Here is a 23,162-nt window from a genome sequence, read left to right on the forward strand (position 1 = left end):
CCGGAACCGTTGAAAATAATTCAATATTCCTTAACTCTGGGTTAAGGATAAGAAATATAGCGTTTGGCTATAAAAACACCCTCTATTCATACGCCGATCCCCCAGGATTTCAATAGCAAATTTACTAAAGGCAGGTTTTCCTTAATTTGCGTTTTAGTCCCCTTGCCCAGTTACTACTCTGTGATGCACCTCGCAACAGCAGGTAACAGGCGGTGACATTGCGCTACAGCCTTGTCGCACAACTTTTTTCTTCGCGAATAAGAAATCAAGGAGATATTCAAATGGGGATATCACGAACCGGAGGCATCCTGCTGGGTGCTGGCGTTTTGCTATCTATGGGTTCTGCAGCCACGGCCAGCATGGGGAATGCACCGTCAACCTACGGCATCCTGCCGCATGACGTGGCCACTGCGCAGGCGCTCTCACTGTTCAATAACCAGGCGTCCGCCACCTACTACAACCCGGCCGCCCTGGCGCGTGATTCCCGCGGGGAACTGACTGGCGGTATTTTCCATGCCGAGCATGATCTGAAGGCTACCAGCCTGGGTGGGCCTGATCCGGCTGCTCGGAGCGGCAGCACCATCAACAGCACACCGTCGCAACAACTGCAGCTCGGTCTGAAAACCGACCTGAGCCAGATGACCACCTTCCGTCATCCCCTGTATCTCGGCTTTATGCTGGGCGCAGAGAAATTCTCCCAGGAACTGCTGGCCCTGAGCGCTGATTCAAGCGAAACCGGGCAATTCCTGGAATACGGTCGCCAGCCGCTGTTTATCTCCGTAGGGGTAGGCACCAAGCTCTGGCGCGGCATCAACTTCGGCGCCGCCATGCGCGTAACGCTGCACAGTGATGCTGACCTTTATATGGTTACCGACTTTGAAGGCACCACCGAGCGCGAGCGCGTCAGCGTCAGCGCCGAGCCGGTACTGCGCCCTATCTTTGGTTTTGATATCAACATGGGCGAAACCTTCTGCGCCACCCAGAACTGCTGGATGGACAATCTGGATATCGGCATTGGCTATCGCGGTTACTCCAACACCCAGGTGCGCATCAATGCCGAAGCGGAAATGGACGACACCATCTCCGATCCGGGCCTGCTGTTTGCCATCAAGGCCATCGATTCCTTCCAGCCGGAGATCACTACCCTGGGCGTGCAGTATGAGTTCGGCGGCCACACCCGCGTGGGCGTGACCGGTGAATACCAGGCCTGGCAGCGCCTGAGCCGTGAGTTCGAAGGCGATACCGTTCGCGATCAGGGCAACGTCAAGTTCCATGACATCGTGATTCCCCGTGTAGGCGTGGAGCACGACGTAACCGATAACTTCTCCGTAAAAGCCGGCGCCGCCTGGGAAGAGACCCCGCTGGGCAGCCGCCGCAACCCCGGTGTGAACTATCTGGCGAACGACCGCATGGTGTTTGGTCTGGGCCTTTCGGCCACCGCCAACAACCTGCCGTTCATGGCCTTCCCGGTGCAGTTTGACTTCGGTTACCAGGCACATGTGCTGAAGAGCCGCACCTGGGATCTGGCAGATTCCGACGGCAACGACCTGGAAACCGTGCGCAGCTCCGGCAACGTGCATGTGTTTGCAGGCAGCGTCACGCTGAAGTTCTGAGCCCCGTAGTATCAAGGAGAGGCGACAATGAAAAAGCATCTTATAATCAGCGCCGTCGCACTGGGCCTGGTGGCCTGCGGTGGCGATGAAGCAACCGTAACGCCGGGCACCGAGCGTGACGCCGCCCGCCAGGGGCTGGTGTATGCCTACCCGGCACACGAACAACTGGAAGTACCCACCCCGGCCCCCATCGTGCTGCGCTTCAGCAGCGCCGTGGTGGATTCCAACCCGGAAATGTTCATCACTGTTCGTGATGCGAATGGCGATGAAGTGCCCTACAGCATCGAAACCGGCATTGGCGATGGCCAGGGCCTGGTGCTGACCCCGGACGAGCGCCTGGCGCCGCGTTCGGAATATACCGTTGAGATCGATGGCATTACCCTGGAACGGGGCGCCGCCCAGCCGCGCACCCTGACCTTTACAACAAAAGGCCTGACTGAAGGCCCGCGTGAGCTGGTGGCGAGCGGAGCAGGGGACTTTGACCTGCTGCGCAAGATCCCGGACGGCAACACCCTGCCGATCATGGATTTCTCCAGCTTCCGCTTGCAGTTCAATCAGCCGCTGGACCGCACGACGGTCAGCTACGGTAGCAGTGTTGCCCTGGAAGGCCCGGATGGCGTGGTGGATGCCCACCTGATCGTTCATGGCCCTTATATGACGGTGGATCCGAAGGAGGATCTGACGCCGGGGGTGGAGTATACACTGAGCTTGAGTAACGCGATCCAGAGTGTTTACACGGTGATCGACGAAGATGACCCCAGTGACAGTGTGGACGTATTCCCGGGGTATAGCGTTAGCTTTACACCGCTGGATTCTGGCAGCCGCAGCTTTCTGACCCAGGAAGTATCCGAAGGCACAAGCGTGTCCATGCTGACCGGTAAGCCAGTAAACATGGTGCCGCTGGAGGCGGTGCTGTTGGGGGATGATAATCAGACGCAGCAGTCTGGCTTCCTGCAGGCTGAACTGGCGCATATTCCTACCCATCCGGACTTTGCTCCCCTGCGTATCAAGCGGGGTTCCATGCTGAGTGGTACGGATATGGATGTGCTCATTGGTGGTGTGGTGCCTGCTGGGTTTAACTCAGGTGCTGTGAATATCCACTTTATCTCTGATGCAGTGGGCTATCTGGAGCGAAATCCGTACTCCGAAGCGGAGGGTGCCCGCAGACAACTTCGACTGTTCATGGATGTGGCTATCACCACGGAAGACCCCCGTGCAAACGGCGCGGTGACCCAGGACCTGCTGCATCTCGAACTGATTGGTACGGCTGAAATTCGCGATGGCCGGCTAACGGCAGATGCAGTGAGCGTGGCCGAGCCCAGAGTGCTTGGTAGTGAAAACGCGCGAAGTGTCCTTAGCTTCTTCATGCAGTCCACTGTGGGTGGCGATGGTGGTCAGCAACCCATCCTTGGTAACCCAGTGTTGCAAAGCTGGTCTTTGGGTACGGATACCTTCACAGGGGATAATAAGGCTCTACAAGCGAAGCCGGGCGATCCGTTGATCTTCAACTTTGATCAGGCGCTGGACCCTGAAAGCGTGGCGGGAAACGTACGTCTTTTCCATAATGATGATCCAATGGATATCGAGTACTTTGTAGACGGCGGCGCACTGGTCGTTAAGCTTTCTGCTATCAGAGAAGTGGGAGATGATGGAATAACCATTACCCGCCCCGGTTTCCAGCTGAGCCCGGCGGATGCGCCGAATATCTACCGTGTAGAAGTGGATGGCGCAACTAACTTAGCTGGCGATATGGCGGTTGATTTACCGTTGGTCGAGGAGTTTGAACTGGCGACGATAGTTCCGGACTACGATCTGCTGAGTCCAGAGATCGCTCCTGAGTTCACAACCTCGGATCTATGGGTGGCACGTCGTACAACGTCACATTCTCCTGTGATTCTAGCAGCATATCCAGGGTTTCCATGCGCCCTACAAGAGGAGTTTATAGCTGCTGGCGGCTTTACGGGTCTGTTTGACGGGACGACAGATATCGGGTTGACCTATCGCGATCTGGCTAATGATGTGGCTGGCGTATGCGCCGGCGGCGCACCGGCGATTACGGACGGTACAGAAAGAGAGAATCGCGAATCGGATGATCCAGTTCCAGTGATGAATATGCCCGCAAACCGGCCAATCATCGTTGCCTTTGGTAAGGAGATTGATGCCACGTCGGTAGTCTTGGGTGAAACATTCTTGGTGGAAAAGATCAGTGAGGACGAGCAGTCACTGGAGTATATCGCAGGTGAAGTCGAAATCTCCGATATGACGTTGATCTTCCGACCTGATCAGCCATGGGAACAGGGCGAGTTGTACCGATATACAGTGAAGTCCTCTGGGTGGGCGCTGTGCAGAAGGCAAAGCGGAAGCGTAGTTGAGCATCGCCAGGTAGCAAACGATGCTACGGAAATTAGGCCTTGTGGTTCGGATAGCTGGAATTTAATGCCAGGAACAGATCAGCGTGCGTTTGAGTGCGGAATAGACGCGGTATGCGATAATGAAGGCTTGCCGTTACGCACACTGCCGATGGGTATTTCTACGGTTTCAAAAATTGCCAACCCCGGCCCAAATGCGATCAGGCACTATAACATGTTTGCTCGAGGATCTTCACCTACCGCCGGTGGCCCAAACATGGTTCACTTCTTTCGAGGTGCTGAGCCAAGTCAGAATGTCCTTCAAATACTAAGAACACAGCCGGTTGCTGACACAAACCGAAACTTTATCAGTGAGAGATCGAATCTCGGCGCAGCGGACACTGACACGCTTATCACTCTTAGAGATTTTATGCTGGGTTTTGGTGATCCTAACGCTATGGATATCATATCAGCAGGCACCTTCAGCTTTGATATAGAAGAATATGGGCCTGAGGGCGCTCTTGTGGCTGGAGATTTGGGTTTTGGTTTGTATCCCGATTATGACCCAAATGGTGTAAAGCCCGCTAAAAATAGCGTAAAAGTGTTATCACGCTTTGATGCGCAAGGGGATGTGGGAGCATTAAGTGGGGCTAATGTGGGTTGCAGTTATGACTCAGAGTTTGACCCTAATACATTCCAAGGCACCGTCGGAGAGCCTTTGGAGTGCCCCGACAATAAGTTCAGCTATCTCATGTCGGCTGCAATTGCAGAGGTGACAGACGAGGTAACAGAGCAAGGCGTGAAAGTTAAGTTATGGCCGTCTGTGGTCATGGGAACAGCGCTTGATCTTTACATTAATACGGATTTCATCGGTTTCTTTGACTATGCTGCCGGGGCTATAACAGGGCCACAGATACTCAGGATGCGATACTCAGGCAATGGCGGGGATGAGCCAATCACAGGATGGATCTCAGAGCAGAGTCAGCATGCGGTTATGAGCATGGATATGGAGCTTTACTTTGATGCTCCATACGCAGGTGAATGGTCGCCTATCGAGAATCCGCTTAATCTATCTTCATATCCAATCTTAATGAGTTTGGAGGGCGATGTGAGTTTCCTTGATGATGGCCGCATGGAAGTCGAGCAGTATAATAAGAATCGCGTAGATATTGATGTCGAGTTATGGGACAGCTCAGGTAAATCGGGGTACATTGATCTATTTATTCCTGAGTATGGAAGTAGGATCAATATGATTTCCGAGCCAATCAAGTAGATGAAGAAGATAGATAGATAGCGTTTAGTTTTTTGGGGCTCCGAAAAGAGCCCCTTTTTTAATATGATTCCATTTCTATTCGGCATGTCAGTTTTGAGCGCGACGTCCTCTGCTTTCAATCTCAATATTGATTTATAGCAAGGAGGTCGACTTTCGTGCGGCTCCTCTTGCATGGGATATTTGTGTCCGGCCGCCCAGGCTCTGCATGGGATTCTCTCCGTTTTATTCCAGTGTCATTCTTCGGTTACAACTCGGGTATGCGCTGGATCGATTAACTAATGCTCATTAAGGCATTTCTGCCGGAAGTGTCTTAGAATGATTTAATATCTGCATGTTATTCGGGCTAGATCAGAGGCGGTCGCACTACGGGCTCGTGCAACCAGATCAGCGTGTCCTTGCTGCAGAACGTTTTACCAGTGTCAACGCGGAGAGCGTGAGGAAGATCTGGCCTAGACTGACCAAATCGTGGATGTGTCTCATCTTGGTACCTTGGTGTCGCGCTCAACAGCAATGGTAACTGCTTCATAGGTACGCCATACACGGTCATAGGACATTTTGGCGTGCGGCCATTGCCCATGCGTTCTAATTCGAAATCTGTTGGGTGGGATCGATCTTCCGCCAGGTAGCTAAAGGGGTGGAGGTGCGAATTTGAGATACTCCTGCCTTTCGAAGTAGAACTTGAAAGTCGTGCATTGCATCACGTCCGTCAACACGCTTGTTCCTCACCAGAAGCCATTCCCAGTGTGGTTTCAGGTAAACCATCACGGCCACATACCATCCAGTGATGGTCCAGCACGCGACTATCCGTTCGCAAACGCCCCATTCCGGTTTGACGCAGGCTGAGATTGTAAAGCGCTGCGCCGCCTGAATCTCCTTCGGTTGCTTGTTATTTGGTGCTCTCTGGCCTCTGGTTTGGTTCCCGGAGTTATTGGCTGGGCTATGCAAAGTCCTGCTTTATCCGTAGATTCATCAAAAGCGTGCCGGTCTTAGCCTGATTAAGTGGGTCTATGACTTGATTCGGTCTTTGGTGAATCGCTTCTTGATACCTAATCTGCTCGTCGGGTGAGTTACACAACAAAGCAAGGTGCCGTTAACGCGGAGGGGTCGGGGAACTATGTGGTCCGTAAAAAAGCCCCGCGATTTCGGGGCTGGTAGGAAGGTGCCCAGCAACCGTCTAAGGTAAAGGGACGGAGCTGGGCGCAATTCAAATACTAGTTATCAATGAATATCCAGTGAGGTGGCATTGGTAATGCTGAGGGTGCCATTCACGGTGCAACCAAGATCATTTTCGTCGCAGTCATAAAAGGCTGAGTTGAAATTGAAGTTGGCGCCTACGCCCGGGGTGAATACCACGTCATGGACGTGTCCGTCTCTGACACGTGAGATACCAAGAACCGTGATGTCGATTTCACCAAAATTGCCGGTGTAGGTGGACGCGTTCGGGTCATACGGAATGAAGTTGTCGCAATCATCCGTAAACGGGCAGTGGTTTGAGATTGTAGAATCTTTCGCCAGCCACGGGAAGTTACCCAAGCCAACGGTGCCACAAGGGAAAGATCCGGTTACGCTGGATGAGTTCACTTGTACACCGATGCGCCAGTCGCCGTTGGAGTCTTGGCATTTTTTAACTTTGCCGCCAAGGTTCAAGGTGCAGTTCAGGTTCAGGCCGCTACAGGAAAGGGCTGATGCACCACTGAACTGGAAGTCCGCGCCGGTTGTGGGCAGGCCCTTCCATTCGTCTGCTCCAGAGCCGTCACCGTTGAAGTGGAATGTGTTACCACTTACCACCGCTTCGATACAGGGGGCCGGGCCACCCGGAGAGGGGCACGGGCCTGGATTCCACGCCATCGCCAAGCTGGAAAGTGACCATGCCGCGACGCCCAAGAGCGTTGAAAGTGCGAGTTTCATCTTCATGATTATCATCTCCTTGATTGTTGGTATTTCGTGTGTTGCGAGACCAATGTAGCAATACTTTTAGGTCTTGTTACCGCTTATCCAATGGTTTTGTCTTTGTGTTTTTTCTATTCTCTTTTTGGTCAATGATTTAAACAAAAACATCTTCGAATATGTGGCATAGTGCCATCACTTTATGAGCTGCCGGCTGTCCATGGTTGGCGTAGGGAATAGGTATTAATTCAGAGTGCCGGCCAGTACCTGATCTGGGGTCATGTAGCCGCCTAGGCTTCTTCCGTCCTGATCATAAACTGAGGGAGTCCCTCGAACGCCAATGGATTGCGCCATAGTGTAATGCTCGGCGATCGGCGCGCGGCAAGGCATTACCTTTTGTGTGAGTGGACTGCCAGCCTTTACTTCCGTTATGGCGGCGTGTTGGTCCTCAGAGCACCAGATCCTGGCCATGGTGTCGGCGACTGGCGCAGTCAGGCCAGATCGCGGCAACGCCAGGTAATGCACGGTAACGCCACGTTCGTTGAACTCTGCTATATTCTTGTGGAAGTTTCTGCAATAGCCGCAACTTGTGTCGGTGAATACATAGATCTCGCGGACCTGATTCCCGTTGGCCGGAAACGTGATCATCGTCGCTGGGTCGAGCTCGCTGAACATGCGAGCACGCTCCTGCCTTACCCGGTCTTCGGTGAGATCTACCATGGTGTCTTCCTGAAAGGCCAAAAGTCTGCCAGAGAACAGGTGGTCGCTTCCGCGCGGTGCGTAGAGAAACTCGCCGTTACTGAGCTGGATCTCCTTGACACCTTCAATGGGGCTATCGGTCACGCTCTCTACGCTCAGCCCCGGGTTGGTGATCGCCAGTACCTTTGTGACCCGCTCCTTAAGATCAGCATTAGCCAGATACGGTAGCGTTAAAGTAATGAGTAGTACATTGATAATGCAGGCGTACCTTTTCATGGGTCTCCCCTTCTTCAACATAGTGGTTATCAGCTGTTGTCGATGACTTCGAGCAGCTCAAGTTCGTAGATCATGGTGGATTGTGGTAGCACTTCGTCGCCTCGGCCGCGATCTCCGAAGGCAAGCTCGGGCGGCAGGGCGATTCGCCATTTTTCACCTTCTCGCATCTGTAGCAGCGCCTCCTGCCAACCTGGAAGCGCCATGCCCAAGCGCATGAGCATGCCATCACCTTGTGCCAGGCTGCTCTCTATCACGGTGCCATCATGCAGTGCGCCTACGTAATGAATGCGCACTGCATCGCGGGGGCCTGGCGTGGCGCCGTTGGTGGAGGTGGTCAGGCGTTCATACTGTAGGCCACTCGGCAGCACTTCTACGTTTGGCTGGTTTCGATGCTCTTCAAGAAAGGCACGGCCTGCTGCTTCATTGCGAGCGATCTCCTGCTTTCTTTCTTCCGCCTGCCGTTGAGTGACTTCCTCCTGGTAGATGTCGGAGGCTGCTCGCGCCGCTTCCTCATCAAGCATAAGCTCATTGCCTTTCAGCTTGTCGCGCAGTGCCTGAAGAAAGAGGTCTTCGTCAAGATAGTTGGCGGAGAGCAGGTTGCCGATCTGCATGCCCAGGAACATACCTGCGGCATAGGACGCTCTCTCCTGGTTTGATTCAAGTTCAGTGGTCTCGACGGGCTTCTGACTGCAGCCTGCGAGCAAGGCAACGGACAGGGCACCAAAGATAGCGGCTTTCATATCTTCTCCTGGTTTGTTGTTCGCTTTTGGTAAATATTTCCTTTAAATCACGCAAGATGATATACACTTTGTTATGCGTGTAAAAACAATGAAAGTGATATCAAAATGATGTCATGTATATCGTAAGTCGTTGTCTTTTCGTGCTTTCAAAAATGGAGATAAGTATGGATGCGAAGAAGATTTTCCATACATGCATGTTTATATTGGCTTTATTGTTTTTGTCTCTGATTTTCATTCATATGAAGATGAACAGTGGCACGAATAATGCGGAACCCTCTGCCATTAAAATAGATGGCAAGATGCCATTACGAGATGAATCTGAGGCCGCCCCGGGCACTCGTTCCGAGGTAGCCCCTGCAAGCGTATCCCCGCCTTCCCAAGCCGTTGGAGGCGACGATCTGAAGTTGCTGGCGGTTTTCCAGGCCTACAGCAAGTTGGCATCGGTGGTGATCTTGAAAGAGGGGCATGGTGCATACCGCTATCGCATAGGTGATGCGCTACCTGATGGGCGTGTGCTTGCCGGGATACTGCCGACAAAGGTAATCATTAACGATCATGGCGAGCAGATAACACTGCGTATGGCGTTATCGAGCAGCCAGCACGGGCGTGCCGAGGCGCCTGCAGCTCGTGCCGATGCGCCGCCCGCGCGAACTGATGGTGATTCCCGAATGTCCTGGCAGGTTGTGGACGCTCTGAGGCGACTCGATCTGAGTCCTGTCAGCGAGCACTCAGCGGATGGTTATCTGGTAGGTGAGAATTTCCCCGCCGAGGGGACAGAAGGGCTTGGTGTGAAGCCGGGTGATGTTGTTGTATCAGTGAATGGCTATCCCGTGGGTGAATACGATAGCGACTATCTTGTATGGCTCTCGTTCAGGGAGAATTATCGTGCGAGTGTGCTGATACGCCGTGAGAACGGCGAGGAGTTTACCGTTAACTTCCCGGAGGACATGCCCGCCGCCAATTTGCCGGAGCAGGCCCGGTAGTCAGGGTCTCCCTAGCCCGCTTCCTCCTCCGCCAGCTTCTCCTGGACCATCGCCTCGAAACACCGAGACCCGGTCAGGCCGCCGCTGCACAAGGCGCTTTCGATATGGCGGATCTCATCCGCACTGAGCCCCCCGGCCAGGTAATGTCGATAGTTCTCAATGCGCTCCCGCCGATCTCGCCCGAGCGCTGCATAGTCTTCATGATTATCCAGCCAGTCCGCCGACGACTTGCCCACCCGCAGGCGGTAGCTGCTATAGGGGTACTGGTGCGGTGCGCGGGCCAGGCCAGCCAGCGCCGGCAGGCGCTCGATGTAGTGCATCGTCGCCAGCAGCCACTGCCCGGGTTGAACCGGGCTTGACCGGAAGCGGCGCTCCCAGGGCGACTGGCCTTCCAGATGTCGTATGCCGCGTGTTACGCGACAGGACAGCGCCTTCACGAACGTCGAGAGGATGTCTGCCTCGGAAGTGGGTGTCACGAGCAGATGTATCCGGTCTGGCAGTATCGCCCAGGCATGCACGTGAACCGGATGGTTATTCCGCAGAGTGTGCAGGTGGCCAATACAGCGGGTGAAATCAATCCGCCGACGCAGCAGGTCCGTTCTGTAAGCCGTCTTCCTGACGATATGATGAGGAACGCCAGGGACGAGCAATCGATCTTTCTCCGACATGCTATTCCCCCCAACAAACGTTGGACGTCCCAACTGTACTCGCTGGTTCGGGGAAGGCCAGAGTAAGAAAAGTGAATCTTATTTTTCCTTTTTAGTGTGTTTGGCTATTTTAACGGCAATAAATGGAAATCGAAGATTAACTGAATATGCGGTATGAGTGAGATGCCGGCCAGATCAACGGAGATAAGGCCATAAACTCCAGCACACGATTCGGGTCAGGTCTCCCATTTCACATGAGCTTCTGGCATATGCCGCTAAAAGTCCCCACTTTGGGCTTGAGCGGTCTGATGACCTCTGCAATGGGGGTTCTCGCCGGGATCTGCTTACACAACAAATCATAAAATGCCTACGCGGAATAAAGAGTGCGCTTACAGCCAAACTTGGTTGGCGCAGGCAAGCTGATCACCCTATGGCTTGTATACGGCATTGCCGTACTGTTGCTATGCTGTTTATCGAAGCGTCGTTGTTCACCCGCTTGCTGCCTGAGTACCTGGCCGATGATGACTATGCCTCCTTGCAGCGGTTCTTGTACTTGTACCCGGCTGCAGGTTCGGTTGTTCCTGGGACGGGATGAAATCCGAGATGTCTGACAAAACACCAGAGCGCGATCTGGGGGCTGAGATTCTGGAGGGGCTGGCCGAGATTAAGCGTTTTCGGCGCGGGGAGCGTGTGCTCAAGGTGGCCCGCCTGTCGCAACCATCACCGCCGCAACAGATCCGAAAGCGCCTTGCGCTCTCACAATCTGCCTTTGCGGCATTGATGGGGGTTAGTGTGCGCACTCTTCAGGACTGGGAGCAGGGCCGCAGAGCGCCACAAGGCCCCGCGTTGGCGCTACTGCGGATAGCTGAGCAGTATCCTGATGTGTTTGTGAATATTCACTAGGAACCCTAGTCAGGGAGTGGTTGTGACTAGCTAGCAGCCTCACTCTCCCGCAGCGCCTGGTAAGGGTAGTCGAGTATCAGGTTCTTGAAATTCTGGTCATGGCTGTCCGGCATCGGGCTGTCATCCTTGATCGTCGCCGTGATGTGTTTGGGCAGCGATGATCATGCCGAGCTGACAGCCTGGTGTCTGTCAGCCTGGACGGATGATGCTTGTAGGCAGGTTGCCACGGTTGTCTCGCAAAAAATGAACCGAGTTCACTTCTTGTGACGCTTCAGCATCATGGCCATGTCGATCAGTATTGCGCGCTGGGCCTCGCTGAGTTCGCTGAAGTGGGGTTTCAGGCGCATCAGGTCGTTATGCCAGTCCGGTGCCCGCATCGCTCGGTTTTTGCCGGGCGGGCGCCGACTCTCCAGTTCCAGATACAGGCTGGACACCTGGGTTTCCAGGGCGGCCGCCAAGTTGCCCAGGCATGCAACGGAAGGCTTCTGCAGGCCGCGCTCGATGCGCGACAGGTTGCTGGCGTCGGTGCCGGCGGTAAAGGCCACATCCTCCAGGGTTTCCTTGCGGGCTTCCCGGCGTTCTTTCAGGATGTGGCCGATATGCAGGTCTGTGGGCGCTGGCTTGGGTGTCTTAGTCATCGGAGAACAGCGCCTCGAATTCCTCCTGGGTCAGGCAGGCCTTGTGGCTGCCGATCAGCACATCCGCCAGCCAGTTGAGCCGGGTTTCGAGCAGCTTCTTCGAGAGCAGCAGGGCCATGCTGTTGATCATCCCGCGTTGGTAGCGTTGCTGGATATCCCAGAGTATCTGCCGACGTTCCAGCGGGAAATCCTCGCCGAGCCGATAGTTGATCATGGCCTCGAACTCGCGCCGCGCCAGGGCACGCAGATCAAGGGGTTCGGGATTTTCGGGCAAGGCGCTGTTGAGCGCAACAATCAATCGTTCGAACTCACCCTTGCTCAGACGTCTTCCGTGGTTCATCTGGAGGTCCCCCTCTTGTCCATGTTCCCGGATTATTGCAGAGGGGGGCAGGCAACCCTATCGAAATTTATGAAAAGCAGCTTTTCATAAAATGGCGGCCCATGGTGGGCCGCCGGGATGCGCTGGCGCCAGCGAAGGGGTGTCAGTGAATGCTCGAAAGGCTCCCCCAGGCACCGAAGGCGTAGCGGCTGTCATGGCCTTTTGGGGGGCAGTCGATGTACTCCATATCGAACTCCCGCGGATCGGTAAACAGCAGATCCCGTGCCATTTTCTCCACCGCAAGCAGCGAGGCGCGGTGGTCATGCTCCACGCCGAGCTCGCTCCCCGCGACGTTGCTGACCAGAATCTTGCTCATGTAACCACCCATCTGGCGTGCATAGTCCATCATCCTGACGTCGATACCGTTCAGGCAGGTCGCAGAGGTGTGTTCCAGAAGCAACGACATGGCCATGGGCTTCGGGCCGCGCCGCTGACCGAACAGGATGGGAGTGTGGTGATACTTTTTGTAACAAAGACTGCGTTCGATGAACGCTTCCATGCATTTTGAGTAGCTGTGCCAGTACAGCCGGGAGCAGAGCACGATGCCGTCGGCCTGCATCATCTCGTTACCGAGAAGGTGATACAGGCCGTCGCGAATACGGCAGGGTGACGCGCCATCACAATGGCCGCAGCGCGCCAGCATGTCGGGAATGATTTCCGGAAGGAAACGAAGATTGACGTAGCAGTCTGCTGCAATAGCGCCGCGCAGTGCGGCGCGCGCCAGTTGCAGTACGCCGTCGTCGAGCCTGTCGTTCCCCATAAGGACAAGAATTCTGCGCCCGGGGGCGCGATTCGGTTCCATGTGCATGATAGTTACCCCTTGATAGCATTTTGCCACTATTTTTATCGTTCCGAACCCTTGCTATGGTGGCGATGTCACTGGAGCGAAAGCGCCCGGCGCATCACCGCTGGATCACTCTGGCAGGCATAATAAGGGCGCACAATTCAGTTTAATTTTCCCCGGTTAAATTAAACTGAACACAAGTAGCAAGCTTGCGCCGTGGTTTCCCCGGATCACGGCGTTTTTTTTGTCATGAGATAACTAAAAGAAACCCAGCATTTATTTTTCATGCCGATTTGTTACATTGAATAATTATTTATTCTGATGGCTAAATGCCACCATTTTTATGGTGTTTTTTTGCCTGTTATTGTGTGGTCACAGAATAACAGGAAAAAGCCATGTTCAGATCCTTGCCTATGCAAACGATGCTGGCGTTCGAAAGCTATGCCCGGAACCGGAAACTGAAGGACGCGGCGGAGGAGCTGGGGGTGTCTTCGGGTAATATCCGGCATCACATCAACAATCTTGAGGATTGGTTGGGCACGCCGGTATTTCGCCGTAACGGACGCAGCGTGGACCTGACCGAGGCCGGCCAGCAGTTTTTTCACACGGTGCACAGTGCCTTGCTGGATATCCACCAGTGTGCCTCCCAGTTGCGCCCGTCACCGGAAGCCTCGTCGTTGCGCCTGGAAGTGCCTGCCGCGTTCGCGGCGTTCTGGCTGGTGCCGCGGCTGGGCAGCTTTTACCGGCGCCATCCCGACATCACACTGCACATCGGCACAGAGGGCTCCGCCGTAGACTTGAACCGTGACGCTCATGTCGACGTTGCCGTGATGCCCGGGACGGGGCACAGCGGCCCTGTGCTGCAGCATTCGACACTGACGGAAGTGCTTGGCGTATTCGGAACGCCTGATCGCGTGGCCCGCGCACAGCACGGTCAGATTGAACTGGTGGCATTGCGCGCGCCGCTGAGTAGCGCTTCCGCCAACCACTGGGAGACGTGGTGTGACAAGGCCGGGCTGGCGTGGTGTGGCAGCGCTGACTGTGCCTGGCGCGTTTATGACCACGAGACCCTGGTGTTGCAGGCCGCACTGGCGGGTCAGGGGCTGGTGCTGGCCAGCACCTTGCTGGTGGGGGATGCCGTGAAGCAGGGCAGACTGGAGCCTTTCCGGCCGGAGGTGACGATTCCGGGGCCGGGTTATGCGGTGCTGTCGGCGCCGGGCCGCGACCGGCACCCGCCTGTGCGCGCGTTTCTGGACTGGATCGCGCGGACAGACCGGCCCCAGCCCTCTGAGGACCATGGTGCATACACCCTGTTTAGCCTATAGTGACGCCCTGTCCCAAAATGTTGTGTACGGGGTTGTCTCTGCATGCGCGTCTCCCAGCCTTCTCGATCCGTATTGCTGGCCGTTGGCCTGGGTGTCCTGCTGCTGCTGTGGCTGCTCTTGGGGGACCGCCTGCGCTTCCGTGACACAGCGCCGGACGCGGAAGCGCGTCCCCAGGCGCAGTTGGCACGGGTGGAAGTGCGGGAGCAAACGGCCCAGGACCATGTTCCCCGGGTCAGTGCTCAGGGCGAGTTGCTGCCCTGGCGCGAAGTCGCCTTGCGGGCCCGCGCGGCCGGGCAGGTGGCGGCGTTGCGTGTGCGGGAAGGCAGCCGCGTCAACAGCAATGCCGTATTGATCGAACTGGACCCGGAAGATCTGCCCGCACGCCTGCGCCGCAGCGAAGCCGAACTGGCCTCGCAACGCGCCGAACTGGCCGGGGCCGAGCGCCTGCAGGGCCGCCAGCTAGCCTCCGAAAATGAATTGCTGCGTTTGCGCAGCAGCCTGGCCCAGGCGGAAGCCGAGGAAGCCGCGTTGCGCCAGCAGTTGGCCAATGCGCGGCCACGGGCGCCGTTTGCTGGCGTGGTGGATCGCCTGGATGTGGAGGAGGGTGACTTCCTGCAGGTGGGCGAGACGTTCGCGCATCTGGTGGAAGACCAGCGCTTGCGCGCCAGTGCCTGGGTCAGCCAGCGTGAAATCACCGGTATCGAACCGGGCCTGGCGGCCCGAGTCACCTTGCTGGACGGCAGTCAGCTGGAGGGCGAGGTGATCTTTGTGTCTGCGCGCGCGCAGGAGAGCACCCGCAGCTACCGGGTCGAGGCGGAAGTGGCCAATCCGGAACGGCGCCGTATCGCAGGCTCCAGCGCCACGCTGGAGATCGCGTTGCCCGCACGCAAGGCCCACGCCCTGTCGCCTGCCTTGCTGGTGCTGGATGACGCAGGCCGTATGGCCGTGCGCCATCTGGATGACGATGACCGGGTGCAATTGACCCGGGTGCGGTTGTTGTCCGCCAGCAGCCGCGAAGCCTGGGTGGATGGCCTGCCGGAACAGGTGCGCCTGATTACGGTGGGCGGTGGCTTTGTGGCAGAAGGGCAGCAGGTGGAGGCAGTAAGCGAGGGCGGAGCCCGCTGATGCGAGCATTGATTCTGGCGGCCATGGACCGCTCCCGCACGACGCTGCTGACGCTGGCGTTTCTGCTGATTGCCGGGGTAGTGGCCTGGCAGGCCATTCCCAAGGAATCCAACCCGGACGTCACCATTCCCTGGATTTACGTGGTGCTGGTATTGGAGGGGGTGAGCCCCGAAGATGCCGAGCGCCTGCTGGTGCGCCCCATGGAACAGGAGCTGCGTGCCATTCAGGGGGTGCGCAAGATGACGGCGCAAGCGTCTGAGGGCTATGCCTCCATCACACTGGAATTCGACGCGGGGTTTGATCCGCGCCGGGCGCTGTCGGATGTGCGTGAGCGGGTGGATATTGCCCGCGCCAAGATTCCTGACGAGGCCGAAGAGCCGCGTGTACGGGAAGTGAATGTGTCGCAGTTCCCGGTGTTGTCTGTGGGCTTGTCGGGGCCGCTTGCCCAGACCGAATTGCTGATGATTGCGCGCCAGTTGCGTGAAGCCATTGAAGGCATCCCCGATGTGCTGGAAGTGGATATCGGCGGCGAGCGCGAAGACCTGCTGGAAATCGTGGTCGATCCGCTGGTGCTGCAAAGCTACGGCATCAACTTCGATACCCTGTTCAGTCTGATTTCCCGCAACAATCGCCTGGTGGCGGCGGGCAGCCTGGACACCGGCGCGGGCCGTATGGCGTTGAAGGTCCCCGGCGTGATCGAGGAACTGGAAGACGTGCTGGCCATGCCGGTCAAGGTGGACGGCGACAGCGTGGTCACCTTCGGCGATGTCGCCAATATCCGCCGTGGTTTCAAGGATGCCACCGGCTATGCACGCATCAATGAACAGCCCGCAGTGGTGCTGGAAATTTCCAAGCGCGCTGGCGCCAACATCATTCACACCATTGATGCGGTGAAGGCACTGCTGGAAGAGGCCCGGCCAATGATGCCGGAGCGGCTCGAGATTGATCTCATCATGGATCAGTCCACCGATGTGAACGATGTCCTGTCGGAGTTGCTCAATAACGTCACCACCGCCGTCGTCCTGGTGTTGATCGTGATCGTGGCCGCCATGGGCTTGCGCTCGGCCATGATGGTCGGTCTGACCATCCCCGGCGCCTTCCTGACCGGCATCCTGCTGATCTGGCTGGTGGGTTACACCGCCAATATCGTGGTGCTGTTTTCGCTGATCCTGGTGGCGGGGATGCTGGTGGACGGCGCCATTGTGGTGGCCGAACTGGCAGACCGGAATCTGCGCGAGGGGCAGTCGCCCCGGGATGCCTGGGCCAATGCGGCCATCCGTATGGCCTGGCCGATTATTGCGGCGACCTTTACCACCCTGGCGGTCTTTTTCCCGTTGCTGTTCTGGCCGGGCATTGTCGGCGATTTCATGAAGTACCTGCCTGCCACGGTCATTCTGTGTTTGCTGGCATCGCTGGCCATGGCGCTGGTTTTCCTGCCCACACTTGGGCGGGTGCTCAGTCGTCGTCATGCACCGGGCGAGCCGACGATCAGTGCAGGGGGGCGCCTGTACCGTCGTCTCCTGAAGAAGCTGCTGCGTGCCCCGGCGCTGAGTTTGCTGGCAGCCATGGTATCGGTGGGGCTGATCTACGCCGCATACGGGTTTTTCAATCACGGTGTGGAGTTCTTCCCGTCGGTGGAGCCGGATTCGGCCCAGCTGCTGATTCGCGCCCGTGGTGATCTGTCGGTGGACGAGAAAGATGCCATTGTGCAGCGCGTGGAAAAGCGCCTGACGGGCATGAGTGAAGTGCGTGCCCTGTATGCGCGCTCCTTTGCCGCTGCGGGGAGCCAGCAGGGCTCCGATGTGATCGGCGTATTGCAGTTCCAGTTGATCGACTGGCATGACCGCCGCCCGGCACATCTCATTTTGCGTGAGATGCGGGAGCGGGTCGGTGATGTGCCGGGCGTGGTGCTGGAATTTCAGGAGCGCGAGCAGGGGCCAGCAGCAGGCAAGCCCTTTCAACTGGAAGTCAGCGCCCGCGACCCGGCATTGGCGGATCAGGCCGTGGCCCGTATTCGTGAGGAAATGAACAGCGTAGGCGGCTTTACCGGCATCGAAGACAACCGCAGCCTGCCCGGCGTGGAATGGCGCTTGCGCGTGAACCGCGAGGAAGCCGCGCGCTTTGACGCCGATGTGACCAGCATCGGTAGCGCGGTGCAGATGATCACCACCGGGCTGTTGCTGGCGACCTACCGGCCCGTGGAAGTGACCGATGAAGTGGATATTCGCGTGCGCTTGCCGGAAGACTGGCGCAGCGTCGATCAGTTGCAGCGCCTGACGCTGAATACCGGTCGGGGCCAGGTGCCGATCAGTCATTTTGTAACGCTGGAACCAGCGCCCAAGGTGGGCACGCTGCACCGTGTGGACGGTCGCCGGGCGATCACCTTGCAAGCGGATGTCGAAGAAGGCTATCGGCTGGATGAACGCATCCGCGCCCTGCGTCCTGTGCTGCAAGACCTGCCCGACGGCGTCATGCTGTCCTTCGCCGGTGAGCAGATGGATCAGCAGGAAACCGCAGAGTTTCTGTTGATGGCGTTCTGTGTGGCGGTGTTCCTGATGCTGATTATCCTGGTGACACAATTCAACAGCATTTACCAGGCCATACTGGTGCTCTCGGCCATTCTGTTTTCCACGGCGGGCATTCTGATTGGCCTGCTGGTGAACAGCCAGCCGTTTGGCGTGGTGATGGTCGGTATGGGCATCATCGCCCTGGCGGGTATTGTGGTGAACAACAATATCGTACTGATCGACACCTATAATGAAATGCGCGCCCAGGGGCTGAATGCCGCCGACGCCGCGCTGGAGGCTGGCAGCCTGCGTTTGCGCCCGGTACTGCTGACCGCCGGCACCACGGTGCTGGGGTTGATGCCCATGGTGCTGGAAATCAACGTCAACCTGTTCGAGCCCAGTCTCGGCCTCGGCGCGCCCTCCACGCAATGGTGGGCGCAGCTGTCCAGCGCCATCGCCGGCGGTCTCGCCTTCGCCTCACTGCTCACCCTGCTGCTGACCCCCTGCATGCTCCTTCTGGGCGCCCAGGCGAACGAAGCGATACGCCAGGCCTTCGGCCGTAGCGAACCGTAGCGCCGTGCCGGTGCGCTCCCTGTCGAAAACATCGACGCCGATTCGATAATGGGCACTTGACCTGAAGCGAGGTTCAGGTGGCAGACTGCGCCCCGAACCCCTGTCGGAGCCCATACAATGACGACTGCACCACGCCCCGCCGGTAAACGCGAATGGTGGGGGCTTGCTGTTCTGGTACTGCCCACACTGCTGCTTGCCCTGGACATGACCGTGCTGCACCTGGCGGTGCCTCATCTGAGCGCCGATCTGAAGCCCACCAGCGCCCAGCTGCTGTGGATACTGGATATCTATGGCTTCATGATTGCGGGCTTTCTGATCACCATGGGCACCCTGGGTGACCGCATTGGCCGCCGCAAGCTGTTGCTGACCGGTGCCGTGGCCTTCGCCATCGCCTCGGTGCTGGCCGCGTTTTCCACCAGCGCCGAAATGTTGATCGTTAACCGCGCCCTCTTGGGGGTGGCGGGCGCGACGCTGATGCCGTCGACCCTGTCGTTGATTCGCAACATGTTTGAAGTGGACCGCGAGCGCACCGTGGCCATTACCGTATGGATGACCGGCTTTATCGTCGGCAGCGCCCTTGGGCCTGTGGTCGGCGGCGCCATGCTGGAGTTTTTCTGGTGGGGGTCGGTATTTCTGCTCGGTGTGCCGGTGATGGTGCTGTTGCTGCTGGCCGGGCCCTTCTTGCTGCCTGAGTTCCGCGATGAACATACCGCAAAGCTGGACTTCACCAGCTCGCTGATGTCCATCGGGACTTTTTTGGGCGTGATCTACGGCCTCAAGGACATGGCCCGCAATGGCGTGAGCCTGACCGCCCTGGTGGTGATTCTGATCGGCGTGCTGGTCGGCTACCTGTTCATACGGCGGCAGCGTCGCCTGATTGTGCCGATGTTCGATATGGCCCTGTTCACGAATCGTGCTTTCAGCACCTCGGTGATTGCCCTGATGTTGACCATCCTGGCGATTTCCGGCGCCTGGCTGATGGTATTCCAGTACCTGCAGGGCGTGCTTGGTCTGTCGCCGTTTCGCGCCGGGCTGGTGATGGTGCCCGCCACCCTGGTACAGGTGTGCGGTTCCTTGTTTGTGCCCTGGCTGGCGCGGCGAATAAAACCCGGCGTGCTGGTCAGCAGCGGCCTGCTGCTGGCGGCAGTCGGTTGCGGCCTGATGACCCAGGCCAACGGCATGGACACCTTGGGTTTCCTGATGGCGGGCACCATCGTGCTGGGCATCGGCGTGATGCCCATGGCGATTCTGGGCACCGATCTGGTGGTCAGCTCCGCACCCCCCGCCAAGGCCGGTGCGGCCGCCGCCACCTCTGAAACCGCCAGCGAACTCGGCATGGCACTGGGGATTGCCGTCATCGGCAGCATCGGCGCCGCCGTATATCGGCTGCGTCTGAGCGACACCTTGCCGCAAGACCTGCCTGCTGATCTGAGCATGATCGCGCTGGACACCCTGGGCGGTGCCCTGAATATTGCCGAAGAGCTGGGTGGTGCCCAGGGCGAAGCGGTTCTGCTGGCCGCGCGCGATGCCTTCAGCCTGGCGCTGCACACCAACGCCTGGATCGGCGCTGCGATTGTGACGGGGACGGCGGTGTTTACGGCGTTGTTTCTGAAACACTTGCCTGCGCAGAAGCCGGAAGAGCAGGAGGAACAAGAGGCCAAGCATCTATCCTTGCATGACAACTTGCCCTGAAGCCATAGCGAGGGCATGATCACTGCATAAAAGCCCGGATTGGGGGAAATACTGGGTGCAGATAAAACGGATTATTCAGGCCGGATGCCTTGCCATTCTCGGTTCGACGAACACCTACGCCGATACCACTCCCCACAGCAGTACTGAACGGGAACATATCGAAGCCACCTGCCAGAATCTGACCGCTGTAGAGCAGGGCATATCCAGTTCCACCGACAGTGAGTTTGAAAGGTACCTCGCTTTCAGGCGCTTACGCGAAACGATCGAAGCGAATAGGGATGTTTATCCCGATTATCGACATCGTGCCTACCTGTGTGTGGGAGGCATGCTGTTTCGCGAGTCCCGTCTTCTTCGCAGCTACGTTGGAAATGTAGTGTTTCTTGAGCAGCACGGCTATCACGGCGGGCCGGACTATGAGTATTCGGATTATCAGCAGGACAACTACCTTAAGGTGGGAGAATACTTCCTTGAAGCTCTCCGGCTGGAAAGCCAGCGACCTAGAGAAGACTGGTTTGAGCCGCGCGAAATCCTGCATGTTGGGAGGGGCCCTTATTCACAGCCAGAACATGCGGAGATAGTGATGAGGCGTAACATGGCCGTTGTGGAGGGGCTGGATATTATCGGGGAATGGACGGAGCACCCGATCATGCGAGAGGAATACGAAGCAGGTCTCTATTTTGATGCCGCGACCTCGTACGCCTATCATGGACGCTTCCCGGACGCTGAACGATTGCTGAATGAACTTGCCTTGCGGTCTGCTTACGGCGCCTATGCTGCGGTTGAAAAGAAGACGGAACTGGCGCGCATGCGGGAAGGCTGGGAAGTCGCCAGCCAGGAAAGAGCCCTGATACGTCAGGAAGTTCAGGAGCGAACGCAGCATCTGCAACCCGCCATATGGGCCATTGCCCAGTCAGACGATGGAAAGATACCCGCGCGCTTACGTTCCCGGATAGAGGCCAGAGAGCGTGCCTCGCTGGCGCCGGAAGTCAAAGAACCGGAGAAGAAATCAAGCATCGCCGGATATCTGGCCCTTTTGCTGGGGCTGGGCTTTTTCCTCCAGATAATGTTCATATGGGAACGGCGTATGTAGGTCAGAGATTGGGTAGAGTAAATGTATGGAATCATTATTCGAACGGTGTAGAGAGATCTAATAGTGAAGGCTGTGACTGCGGGGGGCTTGCTTTTAGGAATTGCAGGGGCAGCCCTTGCTATCATCGTTGGGATTATTCTTGGTGAAAACGAGTATGTGACACCTTTCCTGTTTTCTTGTGGATTGCTTTTCGTCTTTTTACTTGTTTTTAAAGCAAGTGCCAAGTCTAACGGCGGTGCGAGGATTCTGTATGATACCGTTTATACGGTTCTATACATATTGAGCGCTTCATTCTCCATATTAATAATCTCTTTAGAGGTGGTGTCGTTCTTCTCGCTGCTGTTGCTGGTATGCTTTCTTGGTTCGCACGGAAGCCAAAGCAGAAGGTACGGCATTTTTATATCTTTATGGCTGATATTTGCTTTTATATTTAATTTATATATGTTGACGATTGTTGATCTGGAGACTCACAATGAGACCGGATTCTCGCCAATGATGTCATATGAGCAGATAAGGAACTCATTTGCCTGCTGTTTTATTATGTGGGGCCTTCTTCAGCCGCTGCTGTATCTATACAGGAAGCACGGTGGCGAACAATGGTCGGGGATTATTATTAATATATTCCTTCTTTATCCCGCATACTATGCGAGCATAAGCCTTCTGCCTGGGAAATAATTAAGCTTTGAATAAGGAAATCGATAATGATGCATCCAGATACCAGTGATCCTGCCTGGCGCAAGGCCAGAGAAAAAGCCTGGAAGCGTGTTTGGAAGCTTAACAAGATGGATAATTCCACCCGGGAAGCCAGGGACTGGCTCTTCGGGGTGTTCATGGGCGACCGCGAGTATGAGTTTGAGTCAGCGCCCTGGGATTATACCAAGCATTATGGACCCGCAGATCATTATAGGGCTTTTCATTTTTCACCTTTCCAGTCTTTGGAATTGTGGAAAAGGTATATTGAAGTTGAAGGTCCATGCTATTTGTGCGAAAGGCCTCTTTCGGAGATAGATAGGGTGGGCGCGGATGCGATGGGGCGCGGCGCGAGAAGGCTTTCCCGATACCTGTTTTGGCCGTCGCTGGACATGGTCAATCACTACGACTGGGAGCGCGAGGCAGCGATATCAGCAGTTCGTTGGATGCATGGTGATATCTTCGATCCTGAATACTCGGGGCACGGCTTAAGTATTGCCTACCCCGTGAAACCGGAGGAGTTCGTGGCTAGGTATTGCGGTGCGCTGTCATGTTGGGGGGTGCTATTTAGCTATCCGGAGGATTCGATAATATTAAATTTTGTTGACCTATTTATTTCGGCGATACCCTATGTGAGTCCAGCTATTTTCTATAACGGCCGATCTCGCGTTTTGTATTCACAGCAGGAGACTATTTGCAACTTTGTGAGAAATGCAACGGGAAAGGGTCGGGCCTCAATGGAGCGTTGCCGCAAAGGTGGAGTGGCGAGCAAGGAAGATCTGGATTCTTTTTTGAAGCGTGAGAAAATTATGTCGGAAATAGTAGATAAGATGCGAGCCTTGAATATTGACTATGTTAATAATTTTATTGATCGTCAGCAAGGTCAGGGAGAGATGAATCAGCCGCAGTATGACGAGTACCTTCGTAAAGTTGGTTATGTTCCTGAAGAAATTGATGTTCCGGCGGATTACTTGAAATTCTGAAGGGAAG

Annotated in this window: 18 protein-coding genes; 11 read left to right on the forward strand and 7 right to left on the reverse strand. The window is 56.3% G+C overall.

Features of this window, described 5'->3' with window-relative positions; all coding sequences use genetic code 11:
- Window positions 1-281: 281 nt before the first annotated feature.
- Both DKW65_RS03855 and DKW65_RS03860 read left to right on the forward strand, forming a co-directional pair.
- Complete coding sequence (locus DKW65_RS03855; RefSeq protein ID WP_245932388.1) at window positions 282-1,613, forward strand: OmpP1/FadL family transporter; 1,332 nt, start codon at window positions 282-284, stop codon at window positions 1,611-1,613.
- Window positions 1,614-1,640: 27 nt separating this feature from the next.
- On the forward strand, window positions 1,641-5,234 hold the full coding sequence (locus DKW65_RS03860) for an Ig-like domain-containing domain (RefSeq protein ID WP_111656024.1): 3,594 nt from the start codon (window positions 1,641-1,643) through the stop codon (window positions 5,232-5,234).
- 1,218 nt (window positions 5,235-6,452) lie between these two features.
- Here DKW65_RS03860 and DKW65_RS15795 read toward each other — a convergent pair.
- The 3 genes from DKW65_RS15795 to DKW65_RS03875 all read right to left on the reverse strand — a co-directional run bounded on the left by DKW65_RS15795 (window position 6,453) and on the right by DKW65_RS03875 (window position 8,836).
- Complete coding sequence (locus DKW65_RS15795) at window positions 6,453-7,148, reverse strand: hypothetical protein (protein WP_162925686.1); 696 nt, start codon at window positions 7,146-7,148, stop codon at window positions 6,453-6,455.
- Window positions 7,149-7,364: 216 nt separating this feature from the next.
- The gene (locus DKW65_RS03870; RefSeq protein WP_162925687.1) at window positions 7,365-8,096 is read right to left on the reverse strand and encodes a DsbC family protein; all 732 of its coding nucleotides are present in this window, start codon (window positions 8,094-8,096) and stop codon (window positions 7,365-7,367) included.
- 29 nt (window positions 8,097-8,125) lie between these two features.
- Window positions 8,126-8,836 (reverse strand): FKBP-type peptidyl-prolyl cis-trans isomerase, encoded by a 711-nt coding sequence (locus tag DKW65_RS03875; protein ID WP_111656027.1) that lies wholly within the window; start codon window positions 8,834-8,836, stop codon window positions 8,126-8,128.
- 164 nt (window positions 8,837-9,000) lie between these two features.
- Here DKW65_RS03875 and DKW65_RS03880 point away from each other — a divergent pair, with 164 nt between their 5' ends.
- A complete protein-coding gene (locus DKW65_RS03880) occupies window positions 9,001-9,819 on the forward strand; it encodes a hypothetical protein (RefSeq protein ID WP_111656028.1) in 819 nt (272 codons plus the stop codon).
- 11 nt (window positions 9,820-9,830) lie between these two features.
- Here DKW65_RS03880 and DKW65_RS03885 read toward each other — a convergent pair whose 3' ends face one another.
- On the reverse strand, window positions 9,831-10,487 hold the full coding sequence (locus DKW65_RS03885; RefSeq protein WP_111656029.1) for a transposase: 657 nt from the start codon (window positions 10,485-10,487) through the stop codon (window positions 9,831-9,833).
- 582 nt (window positions 10,488-11,069) lie between these two features.
- Between DKW65_RS03885 and DKW65_RS03890 the strand changes: the two genes are divergently transcribed.
- The gene (locus DKW65_RS03890; protein ID WP_111657505.1) at window positions 11,070-11,369 is read left to right on the forward strand and encodes a helix-turn-helix domain-containing protein; all 300 of its coding nucleotides are present in this window, start codon (window positions 11,070-11,072) and stop codon (window positions 11,367-11,369) included.
- 254 nt (window positions 11,370-11,623) lie between these two features.
- On the opposite strand, the gene DKW65_RS03895 is transcribed toward DKW65_RS03890, so the two are convergent.
- The 3 genes from DKW65_RS03895 to DKW65_RS03905 form a co-directional block, all read right to left on the reverse strand.
- Window positions 11,624-12,007, reverse strand: coding sequence for a helix-turn-helix domain-containing protein (locus tag DKW65_RS03895; RefSeq protein ID WP_245932389.1), 384 nt, complete (start codon window positions 12,005-12,007; stop codon window positions 11,624-11,626).
- Window positions 12,000-12,347: a hypothetical protein gene (locus tag DKW65_RS03900; protein WP_111656030.1), complete on the reverse strand. Its 348-nt coding sequence runs from the start codon at window positions 12,345-12,347 to the stop codon at window positions 12,000-12,002. The genes DKW65_RS03895 and DKW65_RS03900 overlap by 8 nt, the downstream gene beginning before the upstream one ends.
- Before the next feature lie 142 nt (window positions 12,348-12,489).
- Window positions 12,490-13,194, reverse strand: coding sequence for a flavodoxin family protein (locus DKW65_RS03905; RefSeq protein WP_111656031.1), 705 nt, complete (start codon window positions 13,192-13,194; stop codon window positions 12,490-12,492).
- 371 nt (window positions 13,195-13,565) lie between these two features.
- Here DKW65_RS03905 and DKW65_RS03910 point away from each other — a divergent pair, with 371 nt between their 5' ends.
- The 7 genes from DKW65_RS03910 (at window position 13,566) to DKW65_RS03945 (ending at window position 23,155) form a co-directional block, all read left to right on the forward strand.
- Complete coding sequence (locus tag DKW65_RS03910; RefSeq protein WP_111656032.1) at window positions 13,566-14,495, forward strand: LysR substrate-binding domain-containing protein; 930 nt, start codon at window positions 13,566-13,568, stop codon at window positions 14,493-14,495.
- Between the two features lie 42 nt (window positions 14,496-14,537).
- The gene (locus DKW65_RS03915) at window positions 14,538-15,620 is read left to right on the forward strand and encodes an efflux RND transporter periplasmic adaptor subunit (RefSeq protein WP_111656033.1); all 1,083 of its coding nucleotides are present in this window, start codon (window positions 14,538-14,540) and stop codon (window positions 15,618-15,620) included.
- Entirely contained in the window at window positions 15,620-18,700 is a 3,081-nt protein-coding gene (locus tag DKW65_RS03920; protein ID WP_111656034.1) for an efflux RND transporter permease subunit, read from the forward strand. Before DKW65_RS03915 ends, DKW65_RS03920 begins: the two co-directional genes overlap by 1 nt.
- 117 nt (window positions 18,701-18,817) lie before the next feature.
- On the forward strand, window positions 18,818-20,392 hold the full coding sequence (locus tag DKW65_RS03925) for an MFS transporter (protein ID WP_111656035.1): 1,575 nt from the start codon (window positions 18,818-18,820) through the stop codon (window positions 20,390-20,392).
- A 55-nt stretch (window positions 20,393-20,447) separates the two neighbouring features.
- The gene (locus DKW65_RS15800; RefSeq protein WP_162925688.1) at window positions 20,448-21,482 is read left to right on the forward strand and encodes a hypothetical protein; all 1,035 of its coding nucleotides are present in this window, start codon (window positions 20,448-20,450) and stop codon (window positions 21,480-21,482) included.
- A 63-nt stretch (window positions 21,483-21,545) separates the two neighbouring features.
- Window positions 21,546-22,157, forward strand: coding sequence for a hypothetical protein (locus DKW65_RS03940; protein ID WP_111656038.1), 612 nt, complete (start codon window positions 21,546-21,548; stop codon window positions 22,155-22,157).
- A gap of 26 nt (window positions 22,158-22,183) precedes the next feature.
- Entirely contained in the window at window positions 22,184-23,155 is a 972-nt protein-coding gene (locus DKW65_RS03945) for a hypothetical protein (RefSeq protein WP_111656039.1), read from the forward strand.
- Window positions 23,156-23,162: the final 7 nt, after the last annotated feature.

This window comes from Isoalcanivorax indicus (assembly GCF_003259185.1).
Taxonomy (GTDB): domain Bacteria; phylum Pseudomonadota; class Gammaproteobacteria; order Pseudomonadales; family Alcanivoracaceae; genus Isoalcanivorax; species Isoalcanivorax indicus.

Coding starts and splice junctions, on each gene's coding strand:
- DKW65_RS03855 (WP_245932388.1), top strand. CDS start 282: ATGGGGATATCACGAACCGGAGGCATCCTGCTGGGTGCTGGCGTTTTG.
- DKW65_RS03860 (WP_111656024.1), top strand. CDS start 1,641: ATGAAAAAGCATCTTATAATCAGCGCCGTCGCACTGGGCCTGGTGGCC.
- DKW65_RS15795 (WP_162925686.1), bottom strand. CDS start 7,148: ATGAAGATGAAACTCGCACTTTCAACGCTCTTGGGCGTCGCGGCATGG.
- DKW65_RS03870 (WP_162925687.1), bottom strand. CDS start 8,096: ATGAAAAGGTACGCCTGCATTATCAATGTACTACTCATTACTTTAACG.
- DKW65_RS03875 (WP_111656027.1), bottom strand. CDS start 8,836: ATGAAAGCCGCTATCTTTGGTGCCCTGTCCGTTGCCTTGCTCGCAGGC.
- DKW65_RS03880 (WP_111656028.1), top strand. CDS start 9,001: ATGGATGCGAAGAAGATTTTCCATACATGCATGTTTATATTGGCTTTA.
- DKW65_RS03885 (WP_111656029.1), bottom strand. CDS start 10,487: ATGTCGGAGAAAGATCGATTGCTCGTCCCTGGCGTTCCTCATCATATC.
- DKW65_RS03890 (WP_111657505.1), top strand. CDS start 11,070: ATGTCTGACAAAACACCAGAGCGCGATCTGGGGGCTGAGATTCTGGAG.
- DKW65_RS03895 (WP_245932389.1), bottom strand. CDS start 12,007: ATGACTAAGACACCCAAGCCAGCGCCCACAGACCTGCATATCGGCCAC.
- DKW65_RS03900 (WP_111656030.1), bottom strand. CDS start 12,347: ATGAACCACGGAAGACGTCTGAGCAAGGGTGAGTTCGAACGATTGATT.
- DKW65_RS03905 (WP_111656031.1), bottom strand. CDS start 13,194: ATGCACATGGAACCGAATCGCGCCCCCGGGCGCAGAATTCTTGTCCTT.
- DKW65_RS03910 (WP_111656032.1), top strand. CDS start 13,566: ATGTTCAGATCCTTGCCTATGCAAACGATGCTGGCGTTCGAAAGCTAT.
- DKW65_RS03915 (WP_111656033.1), top strand. CDS start 14,538: ATGCGCGTCTCCCAGCCTTCTCGATCCGTATTGCTGGCCGTTGGCCTG.
- DKW65_RS03920 (WP_111656034.1), top strand. CDS start 15,620: ATGCGAGCATTGATTCTGGCGGCCATGGACCGCTCCCGCACGACGCTG.
- DKW65_RS03925 (WP_111656035.1), top strand. CDS start 18,818: ATGACGACTGCACCACGCCCCGCCGGTAAACGCGAATGGTGGGGGCTT.
- DKW65_RS03945 (WP_111656039.1), top strand. CDS start 22,184: ATGATGCATCCAGATACCAGTGATCCTGCCTGGCGCAAGGCCAGAGAA.